Consider the following 18,656-nt stretch of genomic DNA (forward strand, 5'->3'; position numbering starts at 1 on the left):
CAAAGCGCAAGGATCTTGAAGTGATCTGAAAATATTTTTTGATCAAGCAGAATATTTTCGAGAAATCGTCTAAAGTTATCCCCAGCCATGTGGAAAAATAGCGGGTAATGACGATCATCCTGTCTGTTTCTTTATCATAAGAGATGCCTTATCACATTTACCTGTGGATAAAAAGCATAAAAACTGTGTAAAAGAATGAAGATCTCTGGCTAATTTTGCGGTATGATCTCGGGTCTATTTCTGATCCACTGATCAGCAATATGCGGTAAGTAAAAATTAATCTAAAACCTCTTTGGGCCATTAATAAAAAGTGATCCTGAGAAAATTCTTTGTTTGAATCCGTAATTCTTGTTCCATTGACCTTGTTTAGGGGAGTCCAACGTGTCACTTTCGCTTTGGCAGCAATGTCTTGCCCGATTGCAGGATGAACTACCTGCCACAGAATTCAGTATGTGGATACGCCCCCTTCAAGCTGAATTAAACGACAACACACTGGCACTGTATGCCCCAAATCGTTTTGTTCTCGACTGGGTTAGAGACAAGTACATCAATAATATTAATGAATTATTGAATGACTTTTGTGGAACTGACGCGCCTGCTCTACACTTTGAAGTGGGCAATAAACCGATTGCCGTCGCACCGGCAGCAACGCAAGCACGTACAACAAACCAAGTACCTGCATTTGCCGCGCCGTCAGCTCCGATTAAACCAAGTTGGGATAACTCAGCCAAAGTACAACCGGAAGTCGCTTACCGTTCTAATGTGAACCCTAAGCACACTTTTGATAACTTTGTTGAAGGTAAATCGAACCAATTGGCTCGTGCCGCCGCGAGGCAAGTGGCTGAAAATCCGGGTGGGGCCTATAATCCACTATTCCTTTATGGTGGAACAGGTTTAGGTAAAACTCACTTATTACATGCTGTAGGCAATAGTATTATGGAGCATAAAGCCAACGCACGCGTGGTTTATATGCACTCTGAACGTTTTGTTCAAGATATGGTCAAAGCTCTACAGAATAACGCAATTGAAGAATTTAAACGTTATTACCGTTCTGTAGATGCATTACTTATTGATGATATTCAATTTTTTGCTAACAAAGAGCGTTCACAAGAAGAGTTTTTCCATACTTTTAACGCGTTACTTGAAGGCAATCAGCAAATTATTTTAACATCCGACCGTTATCCAAAAGAGATTAACGGGGTTGAAGATCGCTTAAAGTCACGCTTTGGTTGGGGTTTAACGGTAGCAATCGAACCACCAGAACTCGAAACCCGTGTCGCGATATTAATGAAAAAAGCAGATGAAAATGAAATCCAACTGCCAGGTGAAGTGGCTTTTTTCATCGCAAAACGGCTTCGCTCTAATGTTCGTGAGTTAGAAGGCGCATTAAATCGTGTGATCGCCAACGCAAACTTTACAGGTCGCGCAATTACTATCGATTTTGTACGCGAAGCATTACGTGACCTATTAGCACTACAAGAAAAACTGGTAACTATTGATAATATTCAAAAAACTGTTGCTGAATATTATAAAATTAAAGTGGCAGATTTACTGTCGAAACGCCGTTCTCGTTCTGTCGCTCGTCCGCGTCAGATGGCAATGGCCTTGGCAAAAGAGCTGACCAACCATAGTTTACCTGAAATCGGGGATGCCTTTGGCGGCCGTGACCATACCACGGTATTACACGCTTGTCGTAAAATTGAACAGTTACGGGAAGAGAGCCATGACATCAAAGAAGATTTTTCTAATTTAATCAGAACATTATCATCTTAATTGCTATGAAATTTATTATAGAACGCGAGCAGTTATTAAAACCGTTACAACAGGTTAGTGGTCCTTTAGGTGGGCGTCCAACTCTGCCTATTTTAGGTAACCTTTTATTACAGGTAAAAGAAGGCACCCTCCAACTCACTGGAACCGACCTTGAAATGGAGATGATGGCCAACGTTCCTCTAACGCAGGAACATGAAGTTGGTGCAACAACAGTGCCTGCACGCAAGTTTTTTGATATCTGGCGTGGTTTACCTGAAGGTTCTGAAATTCTAGTAGAACTCAATGATGATAGACTGCTCGTCCGTTCTGGTCGTAGCCGCTTTTCATTATCTACTTTGCCAGCAGCAGACTTTCCAAACCTAGATGATTGGCAAAGTGAAGTTGAGTTTTCTCTTCCTCAGTCAATACTGAAACGTTTAATTGAAGCAACTCAGTTTTCCATGGCACACCAAGATGTGCGTTATTATCTCAACGGAATGCTATTTGAAACTGAAGACTCAATGCTGAGAACCGTTTCAACCGATGGGCACAGGCTAGCAGTTTGTGCGATGGACATCGGTCAATCTTTACCTTCTCATTCGGTAATTGTTCCTCGTAAAGGGGTGATTGAGTTAATGCGCTTGTTAGATGGTGGCGATTCACCATTACAACTGCAAATCGGTAGCAATAACATACGCGCCCACGTTGGGGATTTTATTTTTACCTCTAAATTGGTTGATGGTCGCTTCCCTGATTATCGCCGTGTGTTACCGAAAAACCCAAATAAAACATTAGAAGCTCGTTGTGACTTACTAAAACAGGCATTTTCCCGTGCGGCGATTTTATCCAATGAAAAATTCCGCGGAGTACGCTTATATTTTAGTGAAAACCAATTACGCATCACAGCAAATAACCCTGAGCAAGAAGAAGCTGAAGAAATTGTTGATGTTAGCTATCAGGGAACTGAGATGGAAATTGGTTTTAACGTCAGCTACATCTTAGATGTCTTAAATGCACTGAAAAGTGAAAACGTGCAGCTATTATTAACCGATGCAGTTTCCAGTGTGCAAATTGAAGACGCTGAAAGCAAAGCGGCGGTATATGTTGTCATGCCAATGCGTTTATAATCGGTATTTATGATCCTTTCGCGTTTATTAATCCGCGATTTTCGAAATATTGAAAATGCGGATCTCGCCCTTGCTAATGGGTTCAATTTTTTAATTGGCCCAAACGGGAGTGGCAAAACTAGTATACTGGAAGCAGTGTACACCTTAGGTCATGGCCGCGCATTTCGCAGTATTCAAGCGAATCGTGTTATTCGTCATGAGCAAGAACAATTTATTCTTCATGGTAAACTTAGCCATCTAGATAAAAATCGTAATGACCTTTCATTGGGGTTAAGCAAAAATCGCGAGGGTGACAGTAAAGTTCGCATAGACGGCACCGACGGCCATAAAATTGCAGAGCTTGCAAAACTGTTGCCGATGCAATTAATTACCCCAGAAGGTTTTACACTACTCAATGGCGGCCCGAAATATCGTCGAGCCTTCATTGATTGGGGCTGTTTTCACAATGATCCGTTGTTTTTTTCAGTATGGTCTGATTTAAAACGGTTATTAAAGCAGCGAAATGCGGCTTTACGCCAAGTTACCCGTTACGAACAAATACGTCACTGGGATAAACAACTGGCGCCAATTTCAGAGCAAATTAGCCAATGGCGTCATGACTACATCGCAGGTATTGCCGAAAATATAGAGCAAACCTGTCAGCAGTTTTTACCCGAATTTTCACTCTCGGTATCCTTTCAGCGCGGTTGGGATAAAGAAATTGATTATTCAGAACAATTAGAGCGCCAATTTGAGCGTGATAGAGCACTAACCTATACCGCTTCAGGGCCACATAAAGCAGATTTGCGTATTCGTGCAAATGGTACCCCTGTAGAAGATATGCTTTCTCGGGGCCAACTAAAGCTATTAATGTGTGCATTAAGGTTAGCGCAGGGTGAGTTTTTCACTCGTCAGAGCGGGCAAAGGTGCCTGTATCTGCTGGATGATTTTGCCTCCGAGCTTGATGCGGGTCGCCGCCAATTGTTAGCGACACGTCTCAAAGCTACGCAAGCACAAGTGTTTGTCAGTGCCATTACAGCTGAACAAGTTAATGATATGATAGACGCAAACAGTAAGATGTTTAGTGTAGAACATGGCAAAATAGAAGTTCAACCTCAGGAATAGAAAGAGCAGGAAACGTTGATGTCGAATACATATGACTCCTCAAGTATCAAGGTATTAAAAGGACTGGATGCGGTGCGTAAGCGCCCGGGCATGTATATCGGTGATACAGACGATGGAACAGGTCTTCATCACATGGTTTTCGAGGTTGTCGACAACGCTATCGACGAAGCCCTCGCAGGCTTCTGTGACGATATCGTGATCACTATCCATGCCGATAACTCTATCTCCGTACAGGATGATGGACGTGGGATACCAACAGGTATACACGAAGAAGAAGGTGTCTCTGCTGCAGAAGTTATCATGACTGTCCTGCACGCAGGGGGGAAATTTGATGACAACTCCTATAAAGTCTCCGGTGGTTTACACGGAGTTGGGGTTTCTGTTGTTAACGCCTTATCTGAAAAACTTGAACTGGTCATTCGTCGTGACGGTAAAGTTCATGAGCAAATTTATAAACACGGTGAACCACAAGGTCCTCTGACTGTTGTTGGGGAAACAGACATAACAGGTACTCTCGTACGTTTTTGGCCAAGTATGGATACCTTTAAAGGTGTCACAGAATTCGAGTATGATATTTTAGCTAAACGTCTTCGTGAGCTATCATTCTTAAACTCTGGGGTATCAATCAGGCTTATTGATAAACGTGATGGGAAAGAAGACCATTTCCATTACGAAGGTGGTATCAAAGCCTTTGTTGAATATTTAAGTCGCAATAAAACGCCAATTCATCCGTCAGTATTTTATTTCTCTACAGAAAAAGACGGTATTGGTGTTGAAGTTTCAATGCAATGGAATGATGGCTTCCAAGAAAACGTGTACTGCTACACCAATAACATCCCACAACGTGATGGTGGTACTCACTTAGCTGGTTTCCGTGCAGCGATGACCCGCACATTAAATAACTACATGGAAAAAGAAGGCTATCAGAAGAAAAGCAAAGTCAACGCTACAGGTGATGATGCGCGTGAAGGCCTAATTGCTGTTATTTCCGTGAAAGTTCCAGACCCTAAATTCTCATCACAAACCAAAGAAAAACTAGTTTCTTCTGAGGTAAAAACTGCCGTTGAAACTATCATGAACGAGCGGTTGGTTGAGTATTTACTGGAAAACCCGAATGACGCTAAAATTGTTGTCGGTAAAATTATCGATGCCGCTCGTGCTCGTGAAGCCGCACGTAAAGCACGTGAAATGACACGCCGTAAAGGTGCGTTAGACTTAGCCGGCCTACCGGGTAAATTAGCAGACTGCCAAGAACGTGACCCAGCATTATCTGAACTCTACTTAGTGGAAGGGGACTCTGCGGGCGGCTCAGCAAAACAAGGCCGTAACCGTAAAAACCAAGCTATTTTGCCACTAAAAGGTAAAATTCTTAATGTTGAAAAAGCGCGTTTCGATAAAATGCTTTCTTCACAAGAAGTTGCCACTCTTATCACAGCATTAGGTTGTGGCATCGGACGTGATGAGTACAACCCAGACAAACTGCGTTATCATAGCATTATTATCATGACGGATGCGGACGTCGATGGTTCACACATTCGTACACTGCTATTAACCTTCTTCTATCGTCAAATGCCTGAAATTGTTGAACGTGGTCATATCTTTATCGCTCAGCCGCCACTGTATAAAGTAAAACGTGGCAAACAAGAGCAATACATAAAAGATGATGATGCGATGGACGATTATCTTATTTCTATCGCCCTTGATGGTGCAGAGTTACATCTCAGTGCCGACGCTCCAGCAATGAAAGGTGAAGAATTAGAAAAGCTGGTTGTCGAATATAATGCGGCTCACCGTATTATTCGTCGCCTTGAGCGCTTATACCCACAAGCCTTACTCAACAGCTTAGTTTATCAGTCTACGCTGACTGAGGAAGACTTAAAAGAAAACGCAAAAGTTGAAGAATGGGCTCAAACATTAGTTAAGCGCTTAGAAGACAACGAGCAATTCGGCAGCACATATAGCTACATAATTAAAGAAAATCGTGAGCGCCAATTATTTGAGCCAACAATCCGTATTCGCACTCACGGTGTTGATACTGATTACAACCTCGACTTCGATTTTGTTCACGGTAGCGAGTATCGCCGTATCACTCATTTAGGCGACTTAATCAGTGGCTTAATTGAAGAAGGGGCGTATATCCAACGTGGTGAGCGTCGTCAGAATATTGATAACTTTGAAGAAGCTCTCGCTTGGCTATCTCGTGAATCGCGTCGTGGTCTGTATGTACAGCGTTATAAAGGTCTTGGTGAAATGAACCCAGAACAGCTTTGGGAAACCACCATGAACCCTGAAACTCGCCGTATGATGCGCGTAACCGTAAAAGATGCTATCGCAACAGATTTACTCTTTACTACATTGATGGGTGATGCTGTTGAACCTCGTCGTGCATTTATTGAAGAGAATGCGCTAAAAGCAGCAAATATTGATATTTAATTATTATATTTACTGATTAATATTAAATAACTCCACTCGAAAGTGTGGGGTTATTTTTTTCTTTATTTCCCCTACTTATTTGCTCACTGAACATGACATTCAGCAGCCCTCTTATTTTAAAATAAGCAATAACTCATTAATTTATTAGCTGATTATGGTAAGTCTTTATCTAAAAGCGACCATCACAGTGATATTGAGATCCAAATTGCTCTCTCTTTTAACAAAGTTTCTTCGCTGCCATTTTCTTGGTAGGGAAAAGCTCATGACTTAACCTCACGAGATTTTACAGTTTTTTACGCCACTATTTTGATTATCTTATCTTTTTATGTGCTATAAACGGTTAATCCCCTAAGTTAATTAGATGTTAATGGTTAAATCCATATGTTCAATAACCCAACACACTCAAGGTAAAAGCAAAATACGTAATAAGAAAACAATGATACGACAACTGATTATCCCTATTTATTTTTTGTTGCTCTCATCCATCCCTGTTTTTTTCAGTGGTGATGCGAATGTGATGGCAGACACTGCGATTATCATTTCTGGCACACTCATTATGCTTCTGTGTGCTGGCGTATATCGGTCCCTTATCGGAAAAATATTCACGGTTTTCGTCTCATTGCTTTGGGCGTTAAATCTTTCAGTCTCATTTTTCTTTTACAAAAAACACGATATTCGGTTTTCCTCTTCAATTGCCGAAACCTTTATTAATACCAATAGTAGCGAAACGGTGGGGATGCTCTCCTACAATATTGGTTATGTGATCTTTTATTTGTTTGTTTTTTCAGTGTATTTATTAAGCATCCATAAATGTACTAAATATATAAACCGCCGTACGACAATGATTAGTATCGCGATGTTATGTGGTTACCTCTTAGCAATCCCTGCTTATTACGCGTCATTACTCAATAAACCAGATAGCTCATTGTTAATAACCGAAAAATATTTGCTCAACACGCCATTTTACAATGCAGCTGCTCTCGTCAAAAACTTGTATGAAAACCGCGGCATAAAAAAAATCTCATCCCAAATCGTATCATTTGACTATGAGAAAAAAGATACTGAAGCACAAATCTATGTTCTCGTCATTGGCGAATCCCTACGTCGTGACCATATGGGTTTATATGGCTATCAATATGATACAACCCCTAATCTAGATAATCGTCAGTCACAGCTTTTGGTATTCCAACAAGCTTATTCTCCTGCTCCGGTCACCATATTGTCAGTGCCAATCTCACTGTCTAATATTCGCTTTGACCAAATGCAGGACAAATCACACTATGCTGACAATATTATTTCATTAGCCAATCATGCGGGTTTTAAAACCTATTGGATAAGTAACCAAGGAAAAACCAATAAACGAACCAGTGTCATCTCTGCGATAGCTAACATGGCTCAAAAGAAAAAATGGAATGAATTCGTGGGTTATGATGAGGAAATTCAAGGCCATTTTAATGATGCGATTAACGACCCAACAGACAAGAAAAAACTGATCATCCTACATACTTATGGGAGCCATGAGCCTGCGTGTAACCGTTTTCCAGAAAAAGAGTTAAAAAAATTCAGTGAACAAGAAGATGATAATTGTTATGACAGCTCTATCGCTTATACCGATAAATTTATCGAAAACTTACTCCAACAGCTAGACGGGAAGCCCGCTTCGTTGATGTACTTTTCAGACCATGCATTACAACGATTAGACAGTGATAACAATATTCACTACCACCATGGCGTAAATAACCCAAGAAAAGAAGCTTATGAGATACCCTTATTAATCTGGTACAGCCAAACCATACCAAAACCGGCATTAAACCCACGAGCTTTGGGTCAACCCTATTCAACTGCTAATAATTATTGGTTAATTAGTGACTGGTTAGGAATACAACAGCATGCATCACAAGCTTGTTTATCTCCCATGCGTGAATGCTATCAACCCAATAACAACATTCAGGTGATTGATGGCAACCGTAACATATTACCGGTTAATCAATTACCATCGGAAACAAAAGACCCTCAATAAAAGCTAAAAATATTTGGCATTATCTAAAGAAAAATAGTGGCATCATGGAAGTCGCCAATACTGTTCGCCCTAGTATTGCCAATAATACAGTGGGTCATAATATAAAACTGCTTGAGGAAACGTGAATATACTTCCCCCTAATGATGTTTCAATACCTAAAAAAACCGTATTTTCTATCCAGTGAAGTATATTGAATTAAAGGTTATTCATCACCAAAATACATAATGGCGTCATATCAAGACGCCATTATTCGTGTACAACAAGAATATCCCCTTGGGTAAAGCCAACATATTTTTATATGCAGGCCTATATAACCCACCGACATTCATTAAGGAATTATAATAAAATCCTTAACATACGGCGAAGAGGCTCAGCGGCTCCCCACAGTAATTGGTCACCAACAGTAAAGGCTGATAAATACTCAGGCCCCATATTCAATTTGCGTAAGCGGCCAACTGGCGTACTTAATGTACCAGTCACTGCAGCAGGTGTCAGTTCACGCATTGTGATTTCTCTATCATTTGGAACGACTTTTACCCACTCATTATGAGAAGCCAGTAATTGTTCAACCTCTTTTAACGGCACATCTTTTTTCAATTTCAATGTAAAGGCTTGGCTATGGCAACGAAGTGCGCCAATACGAACACACAAACCATCAACAGGGATAATATTTTTACCTGTTGCCAATATTTTGTTAGATTCCGCTTGGCCTTTCCACTCTTCACGGCTTTGGCCATTTTCTAGCGCTTTATCAATCCATGGAATTAAGCTTCCTGCTAGTGGGACACCAAACGCATCTGTTGGCATCGCGCCACTGCGTGTAAAATCAGTGACTTTCTTCTCAATATCTAAAATAGCAGAGGCTGGGTCTTGCAGTTCTTTGACCACTTGTGTGTGCAAAGACCCCATTTGTGCCAGTAGCTCACGCATATTACGTGCACCTGCACCTGATGCGGCTTGATAAGTTGCAACTGACGCCCATTCCACTAAATTATTCGTGAACAAACCACCTAAAGACATCAACATCAAACTAACTGTACAGTTACCACCAACAAAGGTCTTAATACCTTTATTCAAACCATCTTGGATGTGTTGGTTATTCACTGGGTCAAGGATGATAATCGCATCATCATTCATACGTAATGAAGATGCTGCGTCAATCCAGTAGCCATCCCAGCCTGCGGCTCTGAGCTTCGGATAGACATCATTAGTATAATCACCACCTTGGCAGCTAATAATAACATCTAGCGCTTTCAATGCATCGATATCAAAGGCATCTTGTAAAACACTTCGATGACCACCATAAGTTGGTGCTTCTGCACCTTGTTGTGACGTCGTAAAAAATACAGGGCGGATCGCATCAAAATCACGTTCTTCTACCATTCTCTGCATCAATACTGAACCGACCATACCGCGCCAACCAACAAACCCTACATTTTTCATTTTTATTCACCCTGTTTGTTTAAAGTTTTACCAAAAAATTTCCTGTTCCAACTTAATAAGAAGCAATACCGCATTTTTGTCATTTATAAGAGGCTCATGAAAGCTGGAGCTAGAAATTTTTCGGATATATTAAACCTGACAAAATATGCATCAGTGTGCAAGTGAATTTCATCACTAATAGTAAGAAGATTAGTAATAAAGCTAATACTCCTCCTAAAACACATGAATATCTTATTTCCATTTTGGAAAATGCTGTTTTCTAATTAATCCATTCGTTATATCATTCACTCAGCTTAAAATTAGAATAATCCCTCTCACAGTACAGCTTATCTCATGACCAAATATGTTCTTTTTAGCTTTTGGATAGTCCTTATCTATCCCCTTGGTGTCGACCTTCACTTAACGGGTATTCCTTATATAGCCGCTGACTTAAGCGCTAGTGAAAGCCAACTTCATGTCGCATTTTCTATTTACCTTGCAGGCATGGCATCCACAATGCTCATTGGGGGATGGTTCGCCGACCATGTTGGCCGTAAACCCGTGGTCTTAGTGGGGACGGCAATATTTGCCATTTCCTCTGTCATGGCAGGAAACTCGACATCGATTGACCTATTTTTGATGACTCGCTTCCTACAAGGCATCGGCGCTGGTTTCTGTTATGTGGTGACTTTCGCTATTTTACGAGATGTACTTAGTCCACAAAGGCGGACTAAAGTCTTAGCGGCAATGAATGGCGTGACTTGTATCGCCCCCGTACTTGCCCCTGTCATTGGGTTTGCCATTTTACTGGTCTACCATTGGTCAATGATGTTTTACTTTATGGCTACTTATGCGGTACTGAGTATGGTTTTCTGCTTAGTGTCGATAAAAGAAACTAAACCTGCGGCTCGCCAAGAAACCAAACACACCACATCATCGCCAGACACCACAGAAAAAATCTTCAATTTATTCTTTGTCACTCGTTTGATTATTTCTTGCTTTGGAATGGCGGTGATCCTGACCTATGTGAATGTCGCACCGATTATCCTGATGGGTAATCTAGGTTTTACCACGGGTCAATATTCCACAGCTATGACCGTTCTAGCAATGGTGAGTATGGGGACTTCGTTCTTAATGCCAAAATTGCTATCAACATTTAATAGCCAATCGCTGCTCAATACTGCCCTTGGGTTATTTTTATTCAATGCCGTTGTTTTATCTGTGTATCTCTTTACGTTTAACAACCTGATTTTGCTATTTATTGTTTTTGCTTGTAGCGGAATGGGTTTTTCAATGCAATTTGGGATTATTATGAGCCAAGCGCTATCCCCATTTGCCAGAAAAGCCGGTATTGCAAGCTCCATTTTAGCCATTTCGCAACTCAGCTTCGCCTCTTTGTATATTTGGCTAATGGGGGCAATTGGCATACCATCAATCAGTATGTTGCTAATTATCCTATTAGCAGCAGGTACTATGGGCATAATCTTGCTCAGAGTTCCCGCCACACAAGTCAATGAAAAGGTAATAGCATGTGAATAAACAATTGCATCGTTTAGACTTAAATTTACTGGTTATTTTGCAATATTTAATGGAAGAGCGGAGTGTTAGCCTCGTAGCTCAACGCCTTGCTATCACGCCATCTTCTGTCAGTAAATCATTGTCTAAACTACGCCAATGGTTTGATGACCCGCTATTTATTCGCAGCCCGCAAGGGCTTCTTCCTACACCATTGATGTATCATATAGAAAAATCACTTCCTGAGTTTTTGAATTTATCCAGCTATATCACTGAAATCCGTGATACTGAAAAACCACGGGGAATAACATTCCGGTTAATGATGGAAGCTCCATTAAATCTGATCATGCTCCATGATTTATCCTTGAATATCCTCAATCAATATCCTGAATCAGACGTCATTATGCGGGATTGGGACTATAATTCACTTGCGGCATTAGTGGCAGGTGATGCCGATATTGGGTTAGTAGGTAGGGAAAGTTTTCACAGCTCAAAAGAGTCAATAAACCACTTACCAAATATCCTTAATTTCGACGTGTTGTTTACTGACCGACCTCTGGCCTTTATTCGCCGAGATCACCCCATTCTAAAAGAAGAATGGAGTTTAGCCAATTTCCTAAAATACCCTCATATTAGCACTGAATTTGGTAATCGTATTCCATGGGCCCTAGATGACTTATTGTCTACAATGGGGCTTAATCGCCAAATTAGCCTTTCATTTTCAACATTTGAACAATCACTGCTGATGGCATCACGACCTGAACACAATCTCATTACCTGTACTCCCGGATACTGCCAACATTATGTGAATAACTTCAAACTTGATCTCGTCTGTCTACCACTCCCCATTGATGACATTCTTTACCAGCAACTCGAAATCCCCTTTTTAGTGTTGTGGCATAAACGCAACTCGTATAATTCCAAAACATTATGGCTAAGAGAACAAATTAAAAATAGCATTCTCAATTTTGTAAATGCATAAAAAATGCCATGGCAAGGAGCATGAATTGCCATGGCAAAAGCAAGAAACACCAGAAAAAATTAACAAGGAGTTAGCCTTGTACAGCTTTAAAACGTGGGTTTGTTTTGCATATCACATACACACGACCACGACGGCGAACAACTTGGCAATCTGGATGACGCGTTTTTGCCGTTTTTAACGAACTCAACACTTTCACGTTTATTTCCCCTCTGTTTGTAAAAAACGCCCGAAACGTTTTTGGAATTGTGCTGTTTTCCCTTCTTGAGAAATCACTTTTTGTTTGCCGGTATAGAATGGGTGCGATTGAGAAGACACATCAAGGGTGACATAAGGGAAAATCTCCCCTTCAAATTCAATCGTTTTTGCCGTTTTTATCGTCGAGCCCACTTTAAAATAAGCATCAACACTTGTGTCATGGAAAACCACTGTACGGTACTGTGGATGTATCCCCTGTTTCATAATAGCCACCTGAATGTTATGTTATAATATAACAATATATTATTTAAAATAACGACGCAACTATTTTATGGACCAACACTATTTCACAAACAACAAAATAAACATAACAAACTGAATTAAAACACTTTATAAGAGAATAAATACTAGAAAAACCAAAAATCTGTTATCACTATTTGATATTTGAATAAAAAATTACCTGATAACTTTATAAGTACTTAATTAATTATTTGGGTAAAAAACAATGCCTATAGAAACAATACGCACTTTCCCTCGTCATACTGATCAAGTAAATAATTGTCGACCTGAAAATACCTCTTCCTCATTCACTCGTAAAATCAAAATGTTATTTAATTCCCGTTTTCAGTTAGGAGGCGTACCTATTTTTAATGTGTCTAACCCATCAACTAATAGTATTAATACCGATGAGACTGACTCTTCACAGTCTAAAGAACTATTTTCATTAGCTGTTAGTATGTATAGCCAGCCAAAAGATAAAATTAATAATTTTGAAAGAGTTATTGTGGTTGGAGACAGCCTGTCAGATTCAGAAGGAAGAATGCTGAAAAAGACACTAGGGCTACTACCTTCTGCACCACAATACTATAAAGGACGCTTTACTAACGGCTTCACATGGGTAGACTTCCTAACTTCACCAACAGTGATGAGCTACAAAGACAAAAATTCAAATAATACATATCGACCTGTTGAAGTTATCAATAAGGCCGAAGGGGGCGCTGTCTGCGCAACTTACAACCAAAAAAACCCTAAATTTAGATTTATTTCCAATATAAAAAGGCAAATACAAGGTATTAAATTCAATAAGTCAGACCTTGCTATTATCTCTATTGGCTCTAATGATTACATGACATTCAATAAAACAAATACCTATAAAGTCATTTCCAGTCAGCTCAAAGCAATCAATAAAATGATAAAGCATGGTGCACAGAATATCTTAATAATGGGGATACCTGACCCAAGTAAAACCCCCTTTAAGAACGAAAAACCGATGGAATATGAAAATAAAATGAAAATGCTAACTCTTATGCATAATCAAGCATTGGAAAATAGCATAAAAAAATTAAATGCTCTGCATAGTACTAATATCGTTTTTTTTGATATTGATAAAACGATGACAGAGATTTATCAGCAAGCCAAAACCCTTAACTATGAAACAAACCTACCATTTGCTAACGGTTATATTGGTGGAAAAGAACAACTAGATACGGCCCCACCTTATCTATTTAATGATAATGTCCATCCAACACAAGAAGTTCATGCCATTGTGGCACTTAAACTCAATGAATTTATTGCAAAAAATTTCAAATCTCCTGTAGCTCCTACAACAACTGATTAACCCTCACCGAGAGGCGAGTCGTTACACACTGGCCTCTTTTAATCTGTTATTGTTCAATGCAAATCAACCTAAAAACACCTAAAGAAAAATAAAATCTAAAACAATAATTTATCCTCTAGTGATCTTTTGTATAATTAACCTATTACGCACTATCATTTATTATTTATCAAAGAGATACATTAGCTTTTTAATAAATAAACCATTAGGGGAAGGTGAAAATGTATTACGGCTTTGACATGGGCGGAACAAAAATTGAACTTGCTGTCTTTGACAAAGAGTTAAATCAAGTCTGGCAAAAACGTGTTCCTACGCCTAAAAACGACTACCAATCACTGTTAAACGCGTTTCTCACACTCACACAAGAAGCCGATGAAAAATTTAACTGTCTAGGCAAAATAGGAGTTGGTGTGCCAGGTATCGTCAACCATGCTGAAGGCACTGTATTCACAACAAACGTCCCAACTGCGCAATATAAACCTTTAATTCATGACTTGGCTAATATTTTACAGCGCCCAGTCAAAGTGGAAAATGATGCTAATTGTTTTGCTTTATCAGAAGCTTGGGACCCTGAATTCAAACGTTATCCAACCGTCTTAGGCTTAATTCTAGGAACAGGGGTTGGTGGTGGTTTCGTCATAAACGGCAAAGTGCTACCTGGAAAAAATGGGATTGCCGGAGAAATTGGCCACATGAATTTAAGCGTTCGCGGCGCTAAGCTTTTGGGTGATACAGTCCCTGAAATCATTTGCGGTTGTGGGCAAACCGCTTGCTTTGAAACTTATTTATCTGGCCCCGGCTTTGAACGTATCTATGCTTCGTTTACTGGTAGAAAACATTCAGCAATCGAAATCATTGAACAATATAAACAAGGTGATATCCAAGCAAAACAGCATGTCGACCGTTATATATCATTGCTTGCAATGTTTATGGGGCAAATCGTCACCGTTTTCGACCCTGATTTAGTCGTTATTGGTGGGGGGCTCTCACAATTTGAAGAAATCTATCAACGACTACCTGAAGTCCTACCACAATATCTTTATGGCATCGCAACATTACCTGCGATTGAAAAAGCACGTTATGGTGACTCTGGTGGGGCTCGAGGGGCAGCATTCCTAAACTTAATTGACTAACTTTGTACTTTTTTGCGCTTCATTAAGCTTTTAGCCAATGAAGCGCAAATTTATCACTTTAATCATTTCTATTTTCCCCATTTTATCCTTTAAATACCACCTCTTTGGTTGAGAATGATTATCATCAACTTAGCTATTAATGATAAAATCATGCTCTGTCAGTAGCTTCTTATTATAAAAAGTACTTTAGGAATAACTTCAGAGGATCACACTGGATATCAATCCAGTATTGTACGAAACTCAAAAATTAAAAGTGCTTATAGACTAGTCTGATACTGTAATTAATTAAAAAATATATTATTACGTTATATTTTTTAATGGTGATAAATTAAACAAGCTGTTCCTGTTTTTGCATACTATGTATACATACTTAGAATAAAGAGAAAATCCTATGAGTTTGTTTTTCCATAACAGCTTGATGTTTCCAATAGTTATCTTTAGCGGCTTACTAATTATTGTGTTGTTTTACTGGTTATGCGCTGCTTTTGGTCTGTTAGATATTGATTTATTCAATGTTGATACTGAATTTGATAGCGGTATTGACGCAACAGGTTTTGCTGGGTGGTTAACAAAACTTGGGTTAGCAGGGGTCCCTGTCACCATTATTCTGACATTATTTACACTGTTTGGTTGGGTGATCACCTACTTTAGTGTTTATGGTTTTATTCGCTTTATTGATTTAAGTCTATTGCGTTATCTTGTTGGTTTTGCTGTATTTGTTATCACGATATTTATCTCACTTCACTTAACCGCCCTTTGCTTAAAACCTGTACGGAATAAACTTATTAGCCTCAATAAACCCAAAACAGTACACCAACTCATCGGGAAATATGCCACAGTCCGCTCAGGTACCGTCAATGAAAAAAACGGTGAAGCCATACTCGAAGATGGTGGTGCCGGGCTAATTTTGCAAATACGAGCGCCATTTACAGAAGGTATAAAACGGGGTGATCGCGTTGTTATTATTAGCTATGACGCAGACTCACACAGTTACCAAGTTGTCACTGAAAAAGAATTCCGCAACTAAAGCTATTGGTTGTTATATAAAATAATACTTGCTTGAATCATCGAAATGACGACATCGTCAGAACCTATGGAGAAAAAATATGGATTTGGCTGCATTAATGCCCTTTTTAACCATTGTCGGAGGGATAATCCTAGTTATTTTAGGGTTTTTTGGGTTATTCAAAGCCTTCTATATCAAAGTCCCACAAGGTACTGCTTTGATTGTCAACGATATGTCGTCTCAACCAAAAGTACATTTTACTGGGGCATTAGTTTATCCCGTTATCTACAAAAAAGAGTTCATGCGTATTTCATTGCTGACTCTGGAAGTTGACCGTCGCGGTAAAGATGGCCTTATTTGTCATGATAACCTACGCGCAGATATCACGGTTGCATTCTACTTGCGCGTAAATGAAACTACTGAAGATGTACTGAAAGTGGCTAAAGCTATCGGGGTTGACCGCGCATCAGACCACCAAGCCGTCAGCACCTTATTTAGTGCTAAATTCTCAGAAGCATTAAAAACTGTCGGTAAACAATTAGATTTAGCAACATTATTTGAAAATAGACAAGATTTCCGTGACCGCATTGTGGATGTAATAGGTAAAGACCTCAACGGTTACGCTCTGGAAGATGTCGCTATCGACTACCTAGAACAGACACCAAAATCAGCCCTCGACCCAAATAATATTTTTGACTCCGAAGGTATTCGTAAAATTACTGAAATTACGGCTATTCACAATATAGAAACCAACCAGAAAGAACGAGACCAAGAACTGGCGATTCAAAAGAAAAATGTGGAAACGCGTGAAGCTAGCTTAGCACTTGAGCGTCAACAAGCTGATGCAGAAGCCCGTCAAAAACGTGAAATCGATAATATCCGAGCGCGTGAACAGGCTGAAACTTTACGTGTTCAAGAAGAAGAACGTTTAAAATCAGAACAAGCGCGTATCCAAACTCAGCAAGAAATTGAAATTCGCGAAGAAAACCGCATGCGTGAAGTCGAAGTGGCTCAACAGAACCGCACTCGCGCTGTTGCTATTGAAGAAGAACGCGTTAGCCGTGCTCGTGAACTTGAAGTCGTTGCTCGTGAACGAGAAGTTGAATTACAACGTATTGAAAAAGAAAAAGCGCTGGAAGAAGAACGTAAGAATATCTCTAATGTAATCCGTGAGCGTGTAGCAGTGGAAAAAACGGTTGCACAAGAAGAGGAACGCATTAAAGAAGTTCGCGAAGTTTCTGAAGCTGAGCGTATGAAAAAAGTCACTGTCATTAATGCCGAAGCAGAAGCGGAAGAGTCTTTAGTCCGCCAAGTGAAAAAAGCTGCCGCAGATGAAGCTAGCGCTAAACACCGTGCAGAAGAAATCAGTACGATGGCACAAGCTGAATTAGAAGCATCAGCAAAACAAGCTGAATCGAAAAAACGTTTAGCTGAAGGTATTGAAGCTGAGCATGCCGCATTAGGTTTAGCAGAAGCTCGTGTTCGCCAAGCAACTGCGGAAGCCGAAGAAAAAGAAGGTTTAGTACTTGCTAATATCACGGCTGAGAAACTGCTAGCCGAAGCACGTGGCTTGAAAGAAAAAGGCTTAACTGAAGCCCAAGTTATGGAAGCTAAAGCAAAAGCTGAGCAACAACAAGGGTTTGCTGAAGCAAAAATTCTTGAAGAAAAATTAGCAGCGCAAGCTCGTGGTGAAGAACAACAAGCTAACGCTAAAGAAAAATTAGGCTTAGCCGATGCCAAAGTCCTTGAAGAAAAACTGGCAGCACAAGCTCGCGGTGAAGGTCAATTAGGTTCAGCACAAGCAGAAGTTATCCGCCAACGCCTGAAAGCCGAAGCTGACGGTTTAACAGATAAATTTAAATCAATGGATCACCTCAGCGATACTGCTCGTTCTCATGAAGAGTTCCGTATGCGTCTTGAGAAAGAATTTGAACAAGCCATGGCCTCTATTGATGCGAATAAAGAAATTGCTCGTGAACAAGCCGATGTATTGGCTGCTGCACTGAGCAAAACCAATATCGAAATTGTAGGTGGTGATGGCAGCTTCTTTAATACTTTCTCAAAAGCACTTAGCTTAGGCAAAGCTGTTGATGGTTTTATGGATAAAAGCAGCTTCGCTAAAGAGAATGTTGAAAAACTAATTAATCGCAGCAAAGAAGATAAGAAAGTTGATATTGCCGCTTTACTAAAAAACCCTGAAGTTCAAGACCTAATCAATGGCTTTATGGCAGCGAAAGGGGCAGGGCAACTGGCAAAAACAGTCACTGCAAAACCTATTCCACCGACAGATGACCAACTTTAAGTAATCAGCACATATAGGGGTAATTCTACCCCTAATCGCTTTTCATTTTT

Annotated in this window: 14 protein-coding genes; 11 read left to right on the forward strand and 3 right to left on the reverse strand. The window is 40.0% G+C overall.

The features are described 5' to 3' along the window. The first annotated feature begins 381 nt into the window (after window positions 1-381). The 5 genes from dnaA to P3L56_RS00025 all read left to right on the forward strand — a co-directional run bounded on the left by dnaA (window position 382) and on the right by P3L56_RS00025 (window position 8,436). The gene (gene dnaA / locus P3L56_RS00005; protein WP_042846777.1) at window positions 382-1,773 is read left to right on the forward strand and encodes a chromosomal replication initiator protein DnaA; all 1,392 of its coding nucleotides are present in this window, start codon (window positions 382-384) and stop codon (window positions 1,771-1,773) included. Window positions 1,774-1,778: 5 nt separating this feature from the next. Next, window positions 1,779-2,879, forward strand: a complete 1,101-nt coding sequence (gene dnaN / locus P3L56_RS00010) for a DNA polymerase III subunit beta (protein ID WP_042846778.1) — start codon at window positions 1,779-1,781, stop codon at window positions 2,877-2,879. A 9-nt stretch (window positions 2,880-2,888) separates the two neighbouring features. After that, window positions 2,889-3,983 (forward strand): DNA replication/repair protein RecF, encoded by a 1,095-nt coding sequence (gene recF, locus P3L56_RS00015; RefSeq protein ID WP_042846779.1) that lies wholly within the window; start codon window positions 2,889-2,891, stop codon window positions 3,981-3,983. Window positions 3,984-4,001: 18 nt separating this feature from the next. Then, entirely contained in the window at window positions 4,002-6,416 is a 2,415-nt protein-coding gene (gene gyrB, locus P3L56_RS00020) for a DNA topoisomerase (ATP-hydrolyzing) subunit B (protein WP_042846780.1), read from the forward strand. 436 nt (window positions 6,417-6,852) lie between these two features. Beyond that, window positions 6,853-8,436: a phosphoethanolamine transferase gene (locus P3L56_RS00025; protein WP_198861036.1), complete on the forward strand. Its 1,584-nt coding sequence runs from the start codon at window positions 6,853-6,855 to the stop codon at window positions 8,434-8,436. Window positions 8,437-8,772: 336 nt separating this feature from the next. Here P3L56_RS00025 and asd read toward each other — a convergent pair whose 3' ends face one another. Continuing rightward, window positions 8,773-9,879 (reverse strand): aspartate-semialdehyde dehydrogenase, encoded by a 1,107-nt coding sequence (gene asd, locus P3L56_RS00030; protein ID WP_042846781.1) that lies wholly within the window; start codon window positions 9,877-9,879, stop codon window positions 8,773-8,775. Window positions 9,880-10,212: 333 nt separating this feature from the next. Here asd and P3L56_RS00035 point away from each other — a divergent pair, with 333 nt between their 5' ends. Then, window positions 10,213-11,397, forward strand: coding sequence for an MdtL family multidrug efflux MFS transporter (locus tag P3L56_RS00035; protein WP_198861037.1), 1,185 nt, complete (start codon window positions 10,213-10,215; stop codon window positions 11,395-11,397). Continuing rightward, the gene (yidZ, locus tag P3L56_RS00040) at window positions 11,390-12,355 is read left to right on the forward strand and encodes an HTH-type transcriptional regulator YidZ (protein ID WP_071547546.1); all 966 of its coding nucleotides are present in this window, start codon (window positions 11,390-11,392) and stop codon (window positions 12,353-12,355) included. Before P3L56_RS00035 ends, yidZ begins: the two co-directional genes overlap by 8 nt. 70 nt (window positions 12,356-12,425) lie before the next feature. Here yidZ and ykgO read toward each other — a convergent pair whose 3' ends face one another. Together ykgO and P3L56_RS00050 are read right to left on the reverse strand one after the other, a co-directional pair. Next, window positions 12,426-12,551, reverse strand: coding sequence for a type B 50S ribosomal protein L36 (gene ykgO / locus P3L56_RS00045; RefSeq protein WP_042846784.1), 126 nt, complete (start codon window positions 12,549-12,551; stop codon window positions 12,426-12,428). A 2-nt stretch (window positions 12,552-12,553) separates the two neighbouring features. Further along, window positions 12,554-12,814: a type B 50S ribosomal protein L31 gene (locus P3L56_RS00050; protein ID WP_071547547.1), complete on the reverse strand. Its 261-nt coding sequence runs from the start codon at window positions 12,812-12,814 to the stop codon at window positions 12,554-12,556. Window positions 12,815-13,055: 241 nt separating this feature from the next. Between P3L56_RS00050 and P3L56_RS00055 the strand changes: the two genes are divergently transcribed. The 4 genes from P3L56_RS00055 (at window position 13,056) to P3L56_RS00070 (ending at window position 18,606) form a co-directional block, all read left to right on the forward strand. Further along, window positions 13,056-14,168 (forward strand): SGNH/GDSL hydrolase family protein, encoded by a 1,113-nt coding sequence (locus P3L56_RS00055; RefSeq protein WP_052219354.1) that lies wholly within the window; start codon window positions 13,056-13,058, stop codon window positions 14,166-14,168. A gap of 218 nt (window positions 14,169-14,386) precedes the next feature. Next, a complete protein-coding gene (gene nagK, locus P3L56_RS00060; protein ID WP_042846786.1) occupies window positions 14,387-15,298 on the forward strand; it encodes an N-acetylglucosamine kinase in 912 nt (303 codons plus the stop codon). 391 nt (window positions 15,299-15,689) lie between these two features. Then, entirely contained in the window at window positions 15,690-16,325 is a 636-nt protein-coding gene (locus P3L56_RS00065) for an OB-fold-containig protein (protein ID WP_272686184.1), read from the forward strand. 79 nt (window positions 16,326-16,404) lie between these two features. Further along, window positions 16,405-18,606: a flotillin family protein gene (locus P3L56_RS00070; RefSeq protein ID WP_042846788.1), complete on the forward strand. Its 2,202-nt coding sequence runs from the start codon at window positions 16,405-16,407 to the stop codon at window positions 18,604-18,606. Window positions 18,607-18,656 lie beyond the last annotated feature (50 nt).

This window comes from Providencia sp. PROV024, assembly GCF_032709665.1.
GTDB classification, from domain to species: Bacteria; Pseudomonadota; Gammaproteobacteria; order Enterobacterales; family Enterobacteriaceae; genus Providencia; species Providencia huashanensis.

Coding starts and splice junctions, on each gene's coding strand:
- P3L56_RS00065 (WP_272686184.1), top strand. CDS start 15,690: ATGAGTTTGTTTTTCCATAACAGCTTGATGTTTCCAATAGTTATCTTT.
- P3L56_RS00050 (WP_071547547.1), bottom strand. CDS start 12,814: ATGAAACAGGGGATACATCCACAGTACCGTACAGTGGTTTTCCATGAC.
- P3L56_RS00055 (WP_052219354.1), top strand. CDS start 13,056: ATGCCTATAGAAACAATACGCACTTTCCCTCGTCATACTGATCAAGTA.
- P3L56_RS00035 (WP_198861037.1), top strand. CDS start 10,213: ATGACCAAATATGTTCTTTTTAGCTTTTGGATAGTCCTTATCTATCCC.
- dnaN (WP_042846778.1), top strand. CDS start 1,779: ATGAAATTTATTATAGAACGCGAGCAGTTATTAAAACCGTTACAACAG.
- P3L56_RS00070 (WP_042846788.1), top strand. CDS start 16,405: ATGGATTTGGCTGCATTAATGCCCTTTTTAACCATTGTCGGAGGGATA.
- asd (WP_042846781.1), bottom strand. CDS start 9,879: ATGAAAAATGTAGGGTTTGTTGGTTGGCGCGGTATGGTCGGTTCAGTA.
- gyrB (WP_042846780.1), top strand. CDS start 4,002: ATGTCGAATACATATGACTCCTCAAGTATCAAGGTATTAAAAGGACTG.
- P3L56_RS00025 (WP_198861036.1), top strand. CDS start 6,853: ATGATACGACAACTGATTATCCCTATTTATTTTTTGTTGCTCTCATCC.
- recF (WP_042846779.1), top strand. CDS start 2,889: ATGATCCTTTCGCGTTTATTAATCCGCGATTTTCGAAATATTGAAAAT.
- nagK (WP_042846786.1), top strand. CDS start 14,387: ATGTATTACGGCTTTGACATGGGCGGAACAAAAATTGAACTTGCTGTC.